The 14,172-nt window shown below is 65.8% G+C and carries 20 protein-coding genes; all 20 read right to left on the minus strand.

The annotated features are described in order from the left end of the window. Nucleotides 1-88: 88 nt before the first annotated feature. The gene (locus tag ACIRDU_RS17275) at nt 89-274 is read right to left on the minus strand and encodes a type Z 30S ribosomal protein S14 (protein WP_003948630.1); all 186 of its coding nucleotides are present in this window, start codon (nt 272-274) and stop codon (nt 89-91) included. 5 nt (nt 275-279) lie between these two features. Beyond that, nucleotides 280-837, minus strand: coding sequence for a 50S ribosomal protein L5 (rplE, locus tag ACIRDU_RS17280; protein WP_030839657.1), 558 nt, complete (start codon nt 835-837; stop codon nt 280-282). Then, nucleotides 837-1,160 carry a 50S ribosomal protein L24 gene (gene rplX, locus ACIRDU_RS17285; RefSeq protein WP_003992365.1) on the minus strand — a complete coding sequence of 108 codons (324 nt, stop codon included), beginning with the start codon at nt 1,158-1,160 and terminating at the stop codon, nt 837-839. The genes rplE and rplX overlap by 1 nt, the downstream gene beginning before the upstream one ends. A 2-nt stretch (nt 1,161-1,162) precedes the next feature. Next, a complete protein-coding gene (rplN, locus tag ACIRDU_RS17290; RefSeq protein ID WP_003992364.1) occupies nt 1,163-1,531 on the minus strand; it encodes a 50S ribosomal protein L14 in 369 nt (122 codons plus the stop codon). 101 nt (nt 1,532-1,632) lie between these two features. Then, nucleotides 1,633-1,920 (minus strand): 30S ribosomal protein S17, encoded by a 288-nt coding sequence (gene rpsQ, locus ACIRDU_RS17295; RefSeq protein ID WP_010036717.1) that lies wholly within the window; start codon nt 1,918-1,920, stop codon nt 1,633-1,635. After that, nucleotides 1,917-2,141 carry a 50S ribosomal protein L29 gene (rpmC, locus tag ACIRDU_RS17300; protein ID WP_010036720.1) on the minus strand — a complete coding sequence of 75 codons (225 nt, stop codon included), beginning with the start codon at nt 2,139-2,141 and terminating at the stop codon, nt 1,917-1,919. The genes rpsQ and rpmC overlap by 4 nt, the downstream gene beginning before the upstream one ends. Then, complete coding sequence (gene rplP / locus ACIRDU_RS17305) at nt 2,141-2,560, minus strand: 50S ribosomal protein L16 (protein WP_062928590.1); 420 nt, start codon at nt 2,558-2,560, stop codon at nt 2,141-2,143. The genes rpmC and rplP overlap by 1 nt, the downstream gene beginning before the upstream one ends. Before the next feature lie 5 nt (nt 2,561-2,565). Then, entirely contained in the window at nt 2,566-3,396 is an 831-nt protein-coding gene (rpsC, locus tag ACIRDU_RS17310) for a 30S ribosomal protein S3 (protein WP_030317320.1), read from the minus strand. Next, complete coding sequence (gene rplV / locus ACIRDU_RS17315) at nt 3,396-3,743, minus strand: 50S ribosomal protein L22 (RefSeq protein WP_010036727.1); 348 nt, start codon at nt 3,741-3,743, stop codon at nt 3,396-3,398. The genes rpsC and rplV overlap by 1 nt, the downstream gene beginning before the upstream one ends. A 42-nt stretch (nt 3,744-3,785) precedes the next feature. Then, complete coding sequence (gene rpsS, locus ACIRDU_RS17320) at nt 3,786-4,067, minus strand: 30S ribosomal protein S19 (protein WP_003992359.1); 282 nt, start codon at nt 4,065-4,067, stop codon at nt 3,786-3,788. Nucleotides 4,068-4,079: 12 nt separating this feature from the next. Then, a complete protein-coding gene (gene rplB, locus ACIRDU_RS17325; protein ID WP_031141294.1) occupies nt 4,080-4,916 on the minus strand; it encodes a 50S ribosomal protein L2 in 837 nt (278 codons plus the stop codon). Between the two features lie 40 nt (nt 4,917-4,956). Next, a complete protein-coding gene (gene rplW / locus ACIRDU_RS17330; RefSeq protein ID WP_031105224.1) occupies nt 4,957-5,376 on the minus strand; it encodes a 50S ribosomal protein L23 in 420 nt (139 codons plus the stop codon). Then, the gene (gene rplD / locus ACIRDU_RS17335; RefSeq protein WP_403580019.1) at nt 5,376-6,032 is read right to left on the minus strand and encodes a 50S ribosomal protein L4; all 657 of its coding nucleotides are present in this window, start codon (nt 6,030-6,032) and stop codon (nt 5,376-5,378) included. Before rplD ends, rplW begins: the two co-directional genes overlap by 1 nt. 7 nt (nt 6,033-6,039) lie before the next feature. Next, complete coding sequence (gene rplC / locus ACIRDU_RS17340) at nt 6,040-6,684, minus strand: 50S ribosomal protein L3 (RefSeq protein WP_033308969.1); 645 nt, start codon at nt 6,682-6,684, stop codon at nt 6,040-6,042. 17 nt (nt 6,685-6,701) lie between these two features. Then, nucleotides 6,702-7,010, minus strand: a complete 309-nt coding sequence (gene rpsJ / locus ACIRDU_RS17345) for a 30S ribosomal protein S10 (protein ID WP_003948644.1) — start codon at nt 7,008-7,010, stop codon at nt 6,702-6,704. 649 nt (nt 7,011-7,659) lie between these two features. Further along, entirely contained in the window at nt 7,660-8,196 is a 537-nt protein-coding gene (locus tag ACIRDU_RS17350; protein ID WP_403580022.1) for an SMI1/KNR4 family protein, read from the minus strand. Then, entirely contained in the window at nt 8,193-8,417 is a 225-nt protein-coding gene (locus ACIRDU_RS17355; protein WP_403580024.1) for a hypothetical protein, read from the minus strand. The genes ACIRDU_RS17350 and ACIRDU_RS17355 overlap by 4 nt, the downstream gene beginning before the upstream one ends. A 33-nt stretch (nt 8,418-8,450) precedes the next feature. Then, nucleotides 8,451-8,840 (minus strand): hypothetical protein, encoded by a 390-nt coding sequence (locus tag ACIRDU_RS17360; RefSeq protein WP_403580027.1) that lies wholly within the window; start codon nt 8,838-8,840, stop codon nt 8,451-8,453. Then, the gene (locus ACIRDU_RS17365; RefSeq protein ID WP_403580029.1) at nt 8,837-9,550 is read right to left on the minus strand and encodes a hypothetical protein; all 714 of its coding nucleotides are present in this window, start codon (nt 9,548-9,550) and stop codon (nt 8,837-8,839) included. Before ACIRDU_RS17365 ends, ACIRDU_RS17360 begins: the two co-directional genes overlap by 4 nt. A gap of 48 nt (nt 9,551-9,598) precedes the next feature. After that, nucleotides 9,599-14,161: a DUF6531 domain-containing protein gene (locus ACIRDU_RS17370; RefSeq protein ID WP_403580031.1), complete on the minus strand. Its 4,563-nt coding sequence runs from the start codon at nt 14,159-14,161 to the stop codon at nt 9,599-9,601. Nucleotides 14,162-14,172: the final 11 nt, after the last annotated feature.

Here is a 14,172-nt window from a genome sequence, read left to right on the forward strand (position 1 = left end):
CCAACCCCACAAGCCTAAGGCATGTGGGCTGGGCGTCCTGCCGCCCCAGATGCTTACCGAGAGCCCTGCAAATCCCCTATTTGGGGGATTACCAGGAGCTCTTGGTCACGCCCGGCAGCTCGCCACGGTGAGCCATCTCACGAAGGCACACGCGGCACAGGCCGAACTTGCGGTACACGGAGTGCGGGCGGCCGCAGCGCTGGCAGCGGGTGTAGCCACGCACACCGAACTTGGGCTTGCGAGCAGCCTTAGCGATCAGAGCCTTCTTCGCCATCTCGCTCACGCCTCCTTGAAGGGGAAGCCGAGGTGACGAAGGAGCGCGCGGCCCTCAGCGTCGTTGGTCGCCGTGGTCACCACGGTGATGTCCATACCCCGGGTGCGGTCGATCTTGTCCTGGTCGATCTCGTGGAACATGACCTGCTCCGTGAGACCGAAGGTGTAGTTGCCACGGCCGTCGAACTGCTTGGGGGACAGGCCGCGGAAGTCGCGGATGCGCGGCAGCGCGAGCGACAGGGTGCGGTCCAGGAACTCCCACATGCGGTCGCCACGGAGCGTGACGTGGGCACCGATCGGCTGGCCCTCACGCAGCTTGAACTGCGCGATGGACTTGCGGGCCTTGGTGACGGCCGGCTTCTGACCGGTGATCGTGGTGAGGTCGCGGATGGCGCCCTCGATCAGCTTGGAGTCGCGGGCGGCGTCGCCCACACCCATGTTGACCACGATCTTGACGAGACCGGGGATCTGCATGACGTTCTCGTACTTGAACTCGTCACGCAGCTTGCCCGTGATCTCCTCACGGTACTTCTGCTTCAGGCGCGGGCTGGTGGTGGTCGTCATCAGATGTCCTCACCCGTCCGCTTGGCAACGCGGATCTTGTTGCCTTCGTCGTCGAAGCGGTAACCGACGCGGGTCACGACCTTGTTGCCGTCCTTCTCCACGACCAGCTGGACGTTGGAGACGTGGATGGGGGCCTCGGTGGTGACGATGCCGCCGGCCTGCGAACCGCGAGCCGTCGGACCGGCCTTGGTGTGCTTCTTGACCCGGTTGACACCCTCGACCAGGACACGGTCCTCGCGGGGGAAGGCCGCGATGACCTTGCCCTGCTTGCCCTTGTCCTTACCGGTGATGACCTGGACCAGGTCGCCCTTCTTGATCTTCATGCTTACAGCACCTCCGGCGCGAGCGAGATGATCTTCATGAACTTCTTCTCGCGCAGCTCCCGGCCGACCGGGCCGAAGATACGGGTGCCACGAGGGTCGCCGTCGTTCTTGAGAATGACGGCGGCGTTCTCGTCGAAGCGGATGTACGAGCCGTCCGGACGGCGGCGCTCCTTGACGGTGCGAACGATGACCGCCTTGATGACGTCACCCTTCTTCACGTTGCCGCCGGGGATCGCGTCCTTGACGGTGGCGACGATGACGTCACCGATACCCGCGTAGCGGCGACCGGAGCCACCGAGCACACGGATGCAAAGGATCTCCTTCGCACCAGTGTTGTCGGCGACACGCAGTCGCGACTCCTGCTGGATCACGTCTATCTCCTGATTGTCTGCCGGTTCCCGGGGCGGAGTGCATGGCGGCACTCCGCCCCGAGCCTGGCGGAACGATGCCTAGGGGGTCCCCCTAGGAGGGATTACTTGGCCTTCTCGAGGATCTCGACGACGCGCCAGCGCTTGGTCGCGGACAGCGGCCGGGTCTCCATGAGGAGGACGCGGTCGCCGACACCCGCGGCGTTCTGCTCGTCGTGGGCCTTGAGCTTGTTCGTACGGCGGATGACCTTGCCGTACAGCGCGTGCTTGACGCGGTCCTCGACGGCGACGACGACGGTCTTGTCCATCTTGTCGCTGACGACCAGGCCCTCACGGGTCTTGCGGAAACCGCGGTCCGTCTTGGTCTCTTCAGTCACGTTGCTCTCGCTCATGCGCTCTCCACCGTCTCGATGCCCAGCTCGCGCTCACGCATCAGGGTGTAGATCCGCGCGATGTCCTTGCGGACGGCCTTGAGCCGACCGTGGTTCTCGAGCTGACCCGTCGCCGCCTGGAAGCGGAGGTTGAACAGCTCTTCCTTGGCCTCGCGGAGCTTGTTGAGGAGCTCCTCGTTGCCCAGCTCGCGCAGCTCGGACGCCTTGGTACCGGCCGACATCACGCTTCACCTGCCTCGCGCTTGACGATCTTGCACTTCATCGGCAGCTTGTGAGCCGCACGGGTCAGGGCCTCGCGCGCGATCTTCTCGTTGGGGTACGACAGCTCGAACATCACGCGTCCGGGCTTGACGTTGGCGATCCACCACTCAGGAGAACCCTTACCGGAACCCATGCGGGTCTCGGCGGGCTTCTTGGTGAGGGGGCGGTCCGGGTAGATGTTGATCCAGACCTTGCCGCCACGCTTGATGTGGCGGGTCATGGCGATACGAGCGGCCTCGATCTGGCGGTTCGTCACATACGCCGGGGTCAGCGCCTGGATGCCGTACTCGCCGAACGCGACCTGCGTGCCACCCTTGGCCATACCGTTGCGCTTCGGGTGGTGCTGCTTGCGGTGCTTGACCCTACGGGGGATCAGCATGTCGGTCAGGCCTCCGTTCCGGTGCTCTCAGCCGGAGCGGCGGCAGCGGGAGCCTCGGCCTTGGGGGCCTCGGCGCCGGCAGCCTGCTGCGGCTTACGACCGCGCCCGCCACGCTCGCCACCGCGGCCACCACGGGCCGGGCGGTCGGCGCCACCACGCGCCGGGCGGTTACCCGCACGGGCAGCGGCGTTCTCGGCGCGGACCTCGGCGATGTTCTTGACGTCGCCCTTGTAGATCCAGACCTTCACACCGATGCGGCCGAAGGTCGTCTTGGCCTCGAAGAAGCCGTAGTCCACGTTCGCGCGGAGCGTGTGCAGGGGCACACGGCCCTCGCGGTAGAACTCCGAGCGGGACATCTCGGCGCCACCGAGGCGGCCGCCGCACTGGATCTTGATGCCCTTGGCGCCGGCCTTCATCGCCGACTGCATGCTCTTACGCATGGCGCGGCGGAAGGAGACGCGGGAGGAGAGCTGCTCGGCGACGGCCTGGGCAACCAGCTGAGCGTCGGTCTCGGGGTTCTTGACCTCGAGGATGTTCAGCTGGACCTGCTTGCCCGTGAGCTTCTCGAGGTCACCGCGGATGCGGTCGGCCTCGGCGCCACGGCGGCCGATGACGATGCCCGGACGAGCGGTGTGGATGTCCACACGCACGCGGTCACGGGTGCGCTCGATCTCGACCTTGGAGATGCCGGCGCGCTCCATGCCGGACGTCATCATCCGACGGATGGCGACGTCTTCCTTGACGTAGTCCTTGTACAGCTTGTCGGCGTACCAACGCGACTTGAAGTCGGTCGTGACACCGAGCCGGAACCCGTGCGGGTTTACCTTCTGGCCCATTACCGGGTTCCTTCCTTGCTGCTGACGACCACGGTGATGTGGCTGGTCCGCTTGCGGATCCGGTAGGCACGGCCCTGGGCGCGCGGCCGGAACCGCTTCAGGGTCGGGCCCTCGTCGACGTAGGCCTCGGAGATGTAGAGGCTGTCGACATCGGTGTGGTCGTAGTTGTGCGCGGCGTTGGCGATGGCGCTGTCCAGCACCTTGCCGACCGGCACGCTCGCGGCCTGCGGGGCGAAACGCAGGACCGCCTGAGCCTCCGTGGCGTTGAGGCCACGGATGAGGTCCACCACACGGCGGGCCTTCATGGGCGTGACGCGGATGTACCGCGCCTGGGCCCTGGCTTCCATGGTTGTCCTTCCAGTGTCTGTCATGGTCATTCCACCCCGCGCTTAGCGGCGCTTCGACTTCCGGTCGTCCTTGACGTGACCCCGGAAGGTGCGGGTCGGCGAGAACTCGCCGAGCTTGTGGCCGACCATCGACTCGGTGACGAACACCGGAATGTGGGTCTTGCCGTTGTGCACCGCGAGCGTGTGGCCGAGCATGGCCGGCACGATCATCGAGCGACGGGACCAGGTCTTGATGACGTTCTTGGTGCCGGCTTCGTTCTGGGCGTCCACCTTCTTGATCAGGTGGTCGTCGACGAAGGGCCCCTTCTTCAAGCTACGAGGCATCTCAACCCGTCCTTAGCGCTTCTTGTTCGTCTTGCGGCGGCGGACGATGTACTTGTTCGACGCCTTCTTGGGCGAACGAGTACGGCCTTCCTTCTTGCCCCAGGGGGACACCGGGTGACGACCACCCGAGGTACGGCCTTCGCCACCACCGTGCGGGTGGTCCACCGGGTTCATGACCACACCACGCACGGTCGGGCGAACGCCCAGCCAGCGCTTACGGCCCGCCTTACCCCAGTTGATGTTGCTCTGCTCGGCGTTGCCCACCTCGCCGACCGTGGCGCGGCAGCGCTGGTCGACCAGGCGGATCTCACCGGACGGCATGCGGAGGTGGGCCATCGAGCCCTCCTTCGCGAGCAGCTGCACCGAGGCGCCGGCGGAGCGGGCGAACTTCGCGCCGCCGCCCGGACGCAGCTCGATGGCGTGCAGCGTGGTACCGACCGGGATGTTGCGCAGGGCAAGGTTGTTGCCCGGCTTGATGTCGGCCCCGGGACCGTTCTCGACGCGGTCGCCCTGGCTCAGGCCACGCGGCGCGAGGATGTAGCGCTTCTCGCCGTCCGCGTAGTGCAGGAGCGCGATGCGCGCGGTGCGGTTGGGGTCGTACTCGATGTGCGCGACCTTCGCCGGCACGCCGTCCTTGTCGTGACGACGGAAGTCGATCACGCGGTAGGCGCGCTTGTGGCCACCACCCTGGTGGCGGACGGTCACACGACCGGAGTTGTTACGGCCACCCTTGCTGTGCAGGGGGCGGACCAACGACTTCTCCGGCGTGGACCGCGTGACCTCGACGAAGTCGGCGACGCTGGAGCCACGACGGCCCGGCGTAGTCGGCTTGTACTTGCGGATTCCCATTTCTCAGTCCTCGTCCGATATCGGACGATCCGGACCGCCCTCAGGCGGTCGGACCGCCGAAGATGTCGATACGGTCGCCCTCAGCGAGGGTCACGATCGCGCGCTTGGTGGACGCACGCTGGCCGAAGCCGGTGCGGGTCCGCTTGCGCTTGCCCTGGCGGTTGATCGTGTTGACCCCGGTGACCTTGACCGAGAAGACCGCCTGGACGGCCTGCTTGATCTGGGTCTTGTTGGCGCTCGGGTCCACGACGAACGTGTACTTGCCCTCGTCGAGGAGCGCGTAGCTCTTCTCGGAGACGACCGGCTTGAGCAGCACGTCACGGGGGTCCGTGAAGGACTTGCTCAGCGGGGTCTCGACGGTGTTCTTGCCCTCGGCGGCGTGGCGGCGCGCCTTGGCGACGCGCGCTGCCTTGGCCTTCTTCGCCGCCTTGGAGGCGATAGCGGGGTGACGGATAGCCATCAGACCTCGCTCCCTTCGGTGTCATTGGCCTTCGGGCCGGACACGAAGGACTCGAAGGCGGCCTGGGTGAAGACCACGTCGTCCGAGACGAGAACGTCGTACGTGTTCAGCTGGCCCGGCTCCAGGATGTGGATCTGGGGCAGGTTGCGGGCGGACAGCCACGCGGCCTCGTCGGCGCGGTCGACGACCAGGAGCAGGTTCTTGCGCTCCGAGATCTTGCCGAACAGCGTCTTGGCGGCCTTCGTGGAGGGGGTCTCGCCCTCGACCACGCCGGAGACGACGTGGATGCGGTTGTGGCGGGCCCGGTCGGTGAGGGCGTGACGCAGAGCGGCAGCCTTCATCTTCTTCGGGGTCCGCTGCGAGTAGTCACGCGGCACGGGACCGTGCACGACGCCACCACCGGCGAACTGCGGCGCGCGGGTCGAACCCTGACGGGCGCGACCGGTGCCCTTCTGGCGGTACGGCTTCTTGCCGCCACCACGGACTTCACCGCGACGCTTGGTCTTGTGCGTGCCCTGACGGGCAGCGGCGTTCTGCGCGACGACGACCTGGTGGATCAGCGGAATGCTGATCTTCTCCACGCCGAAGATCTCCGCGGGGAGCTCGACGCTACCGGTCTTCTCGCCTGCAGGCGAAAGGATGTCAACAGTGCTCATCGGTACCTCAGGCCCCCTTGGCCGCGGTGCGGACCAGGACGAGGCCGCCGTTCGGACCGGGAACCGCGCCCTTGATGAGCAGCAGACCCTTCTCCGCGTCAACGGCGTGGACGGTCAGGTTCTGGGTGGTGACCCGCTCGTTGCCCATGCGACCCGCCATGCGGAGCCCCTTGAACACACGGCCCGGGGTGGCGCAGCCACCGATGGAACCGGGGGAGCGGTGCTTGCGCTGGGTGCCGTGTCCGGCGCCGAGGCCCTTGAAGTTGTGACGCTTCATGACACCGGCGAAGCCCTTGCCCTTGCTCTTGCCGGTCACGTCGACCTTGATGCCGGCCTCGAACACCTCAGCGGTGATCTCCTGGCCGAGGGTGTACTCGCTGGCGTCAGCGGTACGGATCTCGACGAGGTGGCGGCGGGGAGTGACGTCGGCCTTGGCGAAGTGGCCCTTGAGGGGCTTGTTCACCTTGCGCGGGTCGATCTCGCCGAACGCGATCTGGACGGACTCGTAGCCGTCGACGTCGTTCGTACGGACCTGGGTGACGACATTGGGGCCGGCCTTGACGACGGTGACCGGAACAACACGGTTGTTCGCGTCCCACACCTGCGTCATGCCGAGCTTCTCGCCCAGGATGCCCTTGATCTGCTTAGCCATTCTCAGATCACCAGCCCTCAGAGCTTGATCTCGATGTCGACACCGGCCGGGAGGTCGAGTCGCATCAGAGAGTCAACGGTCTTGGGGGTCGGGTCGAGGATGTCGATCAGGCGCTTGTGCGTGCGCATCTCGAAGTGCTCGCGCGAGTCCTTGTACTTGTGCGGCGACTTGATGACGCAGTACACGTTCTTCTCAGTGGGCAGCGGCACCGGGCCCGCGACCGACGCACCAGTGCGAGTCACCGTCTCGACGATCTTCTTCGCCGAAGAGTCGATGACCTCGTGGTCGTAGGCCTTGAGCCGGATGCGGATCTTCTGTCCCGCCATGGCTACTCAGTAGTCCTGTCTCTCTTACGCTCTGGCATCCCGGTGGATTCCTGTTGCTGCCTTCGTTCCTCCGACCCACGCGGTCGGGCGTGTCGCACTCCCGCTGACACAGATGCCCCTTGTTCGAACATCCCTGCGGGATTGCACACGGCCCTGCCGGAACCGCGAGCCGGGGGCGAAAGGCCCACCGGGTGCCTGGCCGGTGCCGCACTGACACTTCCCGAAAGATTCCCGTACGTCCGTCCCAGCGCTGCCGTGGTGGCAGTTAGGACGACGAGTACTGTGGGACTCGCTTCCGGTCCTCCCGGCGGGAGGCGCGCAGCATCAACACTCGACCGAGCAACTCGGACAGTCTGCCATATGGGGCAGGGCAGACGCCAATCGAGCCGAGGAGAATACCCCGGGCGTGACGTAGGTCAAACCGGGGCTGGAGTACTCATGGTCGTACCGCACAGGGACGCATGGTCCACGCTGGGCAGGAAGATACTGCGCGAAGAGGTGCAGATCACGGACGCAGCCTGCCCAACTGCGGTGCGTGCGATCTCGCCGTCCGGGAGACGGGGCGTCGCGACAGTCCCACCGGTTACGCCGAGGTCGAGTGCACCACCTGCGGACACGGAATCTACGTGGTAGCGCCACTCTCCGGTGATCAGCGGCGGCGCGGATCCGGAGCAGGGTAGGGAGAGAACACGGGCTCTCGGGGGAAGACCTGCGGAAAGACGTCCACGTGATGTGCACCGGACATCACCGCAGCCAGGAAGGCGACGATCCCGCCTTCGAAGTGCGGCCACTTCATGTTGCGCGCACCGTTGGCCGTGATCGTCCAGGAATTCGGCTCATCCTCCGGACAGGTCACCCAGTAGATCGTGTCGCCATTGTCCGTAGCCCCTACGGCCAACAGCTCGTCGGTCTCGTACGGGATGTTCCCGCCCCTCTCCCGTGCCTGGTCCAGGATCTCCGCGGCCCGCTCCGAGGACTCCAGGAGACGGGTCATGGCGAAGGGGGATTCCGGCTGGAAGATGTGCAGGAAGTCATCGAAGGATCCCGGCCCGTACCGCTCGACGAGCCACTTGTAGTCGTCCGGCAGTGCTACGCCCAGGGCCTCCTCGATTCCGGCCCAGTCGACGTGGATCTCGACGCCGCCCGGCGGCGGCACGATGCGCAGGAGTTCGTCGCGTGCGGTCACAACACCTCCGTCTCTCCGAAGCCCGGTCGCGCATGCCGATGGGGGTACAGATCGACGCCCGCCTGTTCGGCGAGGTCATCATCGAAGCGGATGGCGGACGACGTAGTGATCGAATCGGCAGGCCAGCCGAAGGTCACCGGCCCGCCGAATTCGGAGAGGCACCGGCGTGCGGCATCGTGGGCTTCGGTCTGCGGGGACCAGTCCCCTGTCTGATCAGTCACCCACACACCGTCCGACACACGGCTGGTGCGGCTTCACCGCCGGTCCCCCCAGGGGCATTCGCGCTCAGCGTCCCAGTGCACCCAGGGCAATGCCGTACGCCAGCCCGGTCGGCCCGCGGCCCAGTCGAGCATCACGGGGACCACCAGACCGGCACCCCCCTGGTCCGACGGAACGCTCACTTCCGCGCGGTGGTGCGCGATGGCGCTTCCGTCCCGGTACTCGAGCAGCAGCGTCAGATCGTCATGGAGCGCGATCTGCAGGTAGTGCTGCCCGACCTCGCCCTCCGGCACGTCGAGCCGCTCAAGAACGAGGAAGTGCCGACGCGCGTTGAGTCCGGCGAAAAGCCGCTGGATCTGCCGGTCGGAAGGGTCGTCCCAGACCTCGTCGTCGGCCACGGTGACCCGCAGGCGGGGCTGGGTCATCGCAGAGACCGCTCCACGAATGACAGCAGATCCACGATGTCGAGGGGGTCCGGTCCGCTGCTCTGGTTCTCCTCAACGAGCGTCCAGGCCCGCTCCGGATCCCACTCGATCCGGAAAACGCTGCCTCGGAAGTTTTCGAACCGGACGAAGCTTCCTGGAGCGCCTTCAAGCAGCTTGATCTCCCGGTACAGCGTTTTCTCCGCTGCGAGGATTCCGTCAGGCCCGTCCGTTCCCCCCTTGGTGACTGTGTTGTCGTACCAGAGCCTGAGGAACGGTACGGGTTCCCTGCTGAGATCGGCCGGCGAGAGGAACCGGATGAAGCTCTCCCGGGCGTCTTCGAGGGAGTATCGGTTGGGATCGGCAAATTCACAGGTGTAACCGGGAAAAACTGCCCATGTGACCTGTTGCAGCTCGGGCTGTTGAACTTCGTGGTAGCGGTGAACTCCGGGCCGTGCTGCCGCGATGACCTCGAAGTCCCGCCCGGGGTGACGAAATTCCTGAGGAGCGCTCAGAAGTGCACTCCTCTCCAGCAGCTGCGGACTGTTCTCGCGGGCAGTGTGAAGAATCGCAGCCACCAGATTCTGGTCGTACGTGTCGCGAGCATTCACCTGAAAGAGGTTACGCCCATCAGCGCTGAGCGCCGCAGCGAAATCCAAGCCTGGCGCAGGAGACCAGTGCCAGGCGTCGGGGAGTCCGTCGAACTCCTCCACCCCGGGAAATTTGGACACTACAGCAGCCGGATCCACATCTACCTCCCCTTATGCTCCCTTGCAGGAATAGTTGGGCCCGGTGTCCTGACGGTACCTGGGAGCTCGCGCACCGTCCCGGCCATTGTCCGCCCGCGTCATGGGCTCCATGTCGGTTGTGTCATTGTACCAAGCCTCACGTTCCGGATAATTGGTGTTGTAACCCGTCTCATTCCAATGTTCGACCACTCGCGGATTGTGGTCGTAAGTGAGGATCTTCGAGTCCGCCGGAATTACTTCACCCGCATTGTTTCGCCATGTGAGCTGGTCTCGCGGAATGCGATTTCCGTTCTGGTCGAGAGGCCAGCCACCCGCCGCACGGCCCTCGTCGGTAAATCGGGTGACCATGTCCTCATGCGTCTCGTCCCAGTACGTATGGGGGTATTCCGAAGATCGGTTGTGGCGGGTGTCCGGGGCGTCGGGGTCCCTTACCCACCTTCCGTTTCCGCCTCGTGGCTGTGCCAGGCCGAGCGGATCGATGAAGCAGAAGGGGTTCGGGACGTACCCGTAGTGATTCGGCTGCGGCGCAAGACCCAATGGGTCGGGTGTCAGGTAGCGGCCGTTCTCGGGGTCGTAGTAGCGGGCGTGGTTGTAGTTCCAGCCGGTCTCGGCGTCGGCGTACTGTCCGGGAAAGCGCAGTGGGCAGTCGACCGGCACGCCGGAGCCCACATCTGCTGGGCGTGGCTCCAGCTCCCGGCCCCACAGCTCGGTCCTGCGATGCCACGCCACGGCACCCTCGGCGTCGACGAGTTCAGTGGGAGCTCCGACGGTGTCCGTGACCACGCCGTGGAACCGGACACCGTCCGCCCCACGACGTATCTGTGTCACCGGGCGATGCGTGCCGGAAAAGTAGTCCCACGTCAGCGCTTCTCCGGAGCCGTTGACCTGCTCGGCGAGGCGAGTGCCGTCCCAGGTGAACCGCGTCTCCTCGAGAACCGAGCCCTCGGCATCAAGCCGCACCTTGGCGCAGCGCCGTCCCGTGGGGTCGTAGCGGTACTGCCAGTGGTCGCCGTCCGGTGTGACAGCAGCGGTGAGTCTGTCCTGCGCATCCCAGGTGTAGGAGGCTATGCGCTTCTGCCCGTTCAGGAGCCGCTTGACGGTACGGACGGGCCGCCCTCGTCGGTCGTACTGGTAGCTGGTACGGCCGGATCGCCGAAGTCGCGTCCCTTCGTAATCACGCGTCGTCGGACGATCTTCCGAAGAGGGCGCGGTCGACTCTTGGATGTTGCCGAGAGCGTCGTATGCGTAGTTCTCCGTCCAGTCCAGCGCGTGTACCGCTGTGACGCGGCCGACTGCATCGAGATCGAACCTGCGCTGACCGGTTGTGAGTTCGTCGATTCCGGACAGCAGGCCATCTGGCCTGTAGGTGTAGGTGCGGTTCTGCAGGAGTGCTCGGCCACGGGTTCCGTTGCCGTGGAGCTCCTGTCCGACCAGGTGTCCGCGCTCATCCCAAGCCTGAGTGAGCGAGGCGAACGACCCGAACTCGCGGACCCGTTCCCGCCCTAGGGCGTCGAACCCGAAGGTGACCGTCTGCCCTGCCGCATGCAGGGAGGCGGGGCGGCCAACGGCGTCATAGCTCCAAGTCGAGGTGATTCCACTGGGGGTGCGGCGTTCCGTTCGACGGCCCAGTGCGTCGTAGGCGTAGGTCGTCTCAGCACCGTCCAGCACCTCGCGCACCAAGCGTCCGGAGGAGTTGTAGGCGCATTCCAGGGTGCTTGTGTCGCTCACCGCTCGGACCAGCCGCCCGGCCGGATCGTAGGTGAATCGCGACACCTGGTCGCCCGTGCGCTGTTCGACCATCCTGCCGAGTTCGTCGCGAAGGAACACGGTTTCCTGACGGTCGCCATCCGTGCGGCAGGACAGCCGGCCGGCAGCGTCGTAGGAGTAGGTGAGCGAGCGACCCTCGAAATCCGTTTCGGCGACCAGGCGGTTGGTCGAGTCGTACTCGTACTTCCACCTCTGTCCCCGAGGGTTCATGACCTCAGTCAGGTTCACCTCGGCGTCGTACGTGAACCGGTATTCGCTGCCATTGCGGTCGATGCGGCTGGTCGGCTGGTGGAAGTGCCCGGTCTCGATGAGCGACCTGCGCCCGAGCTGGTCCGTGTGGGCGACCAGGTCGCCTTCGCCGTCCCATTCCCAGCTTTCCCGGGAACCGTCGGCGGCGAGACGCCACGCCGGACGCCCCTCTACGGTCCATCCCATGGACTCGGCCCGGCCTTCGGCATCTACAACCCTGACGACACGGCCGAAGGCGTCGCGTTCAGCGTGTGTCGTGTGTCCGAGCGCATCGGTCTCTCGTATCGACAGTCCTGCCGCATTGCACTCGATACGGGTCTCATGCCCGAGGCCGTCGGTCACCGCAGTGCTACGGCCTCGCTCGTCATAGCTGTACTGACGTGAGTTGCCCGACGGGTCGACGATCCTCAGCCTGTTGCCGCACCTGTCGAAATGCTGCTCCCACACGGCCCCGTCCGCCTCGACCAGACGAACGGGAAGACCGAGATCGTCGTACTCAGCCGTCGTTCGAAGGCCGTCCGGACGTGTGACGGCCGCGAGGTTGCCGCGGGAGTCGTACGTGAATGCAGTGGTGTTACCAAGTGCATCCGTATAGGACAGCATCCGGTTGTACCGGTCCCACCCCGTGCGGACCGCTCGGCCGGATGGGTCGATCATCTCCGTACGTTGCAGGAACTCGTTGTAGCGGTGGACCGTGGTGTGCCCAAGCGCGTTCGTGTACCGGGTCTCACGAGCGTCGGTGTCGTAGGAAATGACGCAGTCGAGGAAGCCTTCCGCCCCCTCACCTCGTATGCACCTGTCCTGGTCGTCGTAGGTGTAGCGGTACCAGGACCCTTTGCGATCGGTCCAGGAGGTGACACGTCCCCGATCGTCATAGGTGAGCCGGTACGGCAGACCGCTCGAGTTGTAGATCTCGGTGAGGTGTCCCTCAGTGTCGTAGCCGTACCTCAGCAGTGTGACGCCGCCCGGGCCGCCCTGCGGGTCACGCAGTCGCAGCTGAGTGATGCGTGCACCGTCGGTGAGAACGTGCAGGTGATAGCCGCCAGAATGGCGCACGGCCACCGGGACGCCCCGCTCATCACGGTCGATGTCCATCCGATGGCCGTTACGGTCGGTCACCATAACGAGCGGGAGAGTGAAAACCTCTGTGGCTGACGGCGGCTGGGCCGTCGGCGCGAAGTGACGGGTGTGCCCTGTGGCCGGGTTCGTGATGCGGATCGGTGCGCCGGGCTCGCCGTCCCAGTCGAGGGGCCATCGGGGTCCTTCGAGGGGGAGTACCGACTCCCCGGGGACGGGAACCGGATAGACGAGCACCATCCCGTCCTCAGCCGCGAACAAGGCGCCTGCGCTGTCCAGTTCCAGTCGCTCGTCCAGCGTCGAGGCCCAGGAGGGGCCGAACCACTGCCCTGAGGCGTAGGTGGACAGGTGGGTGCGGCGCACTATCAGCGGGAGCAGACCTGGCAGTTCGACATCGGTGTGCTCCATCAGCATCTCGCCGGAGACCATGTCGACGGGGTCGCCACCCTTGCACCGGCCCTCCACCGGTTTGCTCTTGGCCAGGGCGTCGTCCGCCTCTCTGCGCAGACCGCTCCTGAGCCCCTTGGCCATGGCCTTGAGGCCACCTTTACCGAGGGCCTTCATGCCCTTTGCGAGTTTGCCGAGAGTGGTCAGGCCCTTCATGCCGGGTATGCAGTCCAGTGCCGCAAATCCCACATCCCATAGGGATGCCTGCCCCTTGGAGTACTTGTACAGCGCGTCGGCAAGGACGATGAGTCCCGCCACCACAACGATCGCGGCGAGGATCGGTCCACCGATGATCATCGCCACGATCCCGACAACGGCGACGACAACCTTGCACACGGCGACGATGGTGTCCCAGTTGTCGACGAACCAGTCGCCGACCTCTTCCCACCACGACCGGTTCTGAATGCCCGCGTCGGAGGCCTCGTCGATCTTCGACTTGGCCTCGCGGGCCGCCTCGTCACGCATCGCGCGCGCATCCGCGGCCATCTTCTTCGCCGCGGCCAGCGCGTCCTGCGCGTCGGATACGTCCGACTGCGCCTTGGACTGAGCCGACTTGGCGTGCTGGACGTCCCGGGTCGCGGCCCGCACCTTGGCCTCATCGGGCTTGTCGGCGTCGGACTTGCTGCCGGTCGGGTCGTCCTTGTACTTGTCCGCCTCCTTGCCGGCCCGTGTCACCCACGAGTCGGCCGAGGTGAGACGGGACTGGGCGGAGGAAAGGCTGTCGCGCGCCTCACGCCCCTTGCGCAGGGCCTTGTCCGCCAGCGACTGCGCCCGCTCCAGCTTCGGCCAGAAGTCCGCCAGCGCGACCCCGCACATCTCATAGGACTTCTTCAGCTTCTTGAGGTTCTTCGGGACATCCGCGAAGTCCTCCTTGAAGACATCCGCCGACTTGCCCGCCCACTCGAGAAGCGTGCCCTCCCCCGCCATGCCCTTGACCAGACGCAGCGCATCGGAGACGTCGTCGGCGAAGTCGTGCAGATGCTTCGCGAGTGTGCGTACGCGTTGCGGATCCCCAGGAGTCGGATCGTTGTCCAAGTCCAGGACAT

Origin of the sequence: Streptomyces sp. NPDC093598 (assembly GCF_044764825.1) — a bacterium.
In the GTDB taxonomy this organism is placed as follows: Bacteria; Actinomycetota; Actinomycetes; order Streptomycetales; family Streptomycetaceae; genus Streptomyces.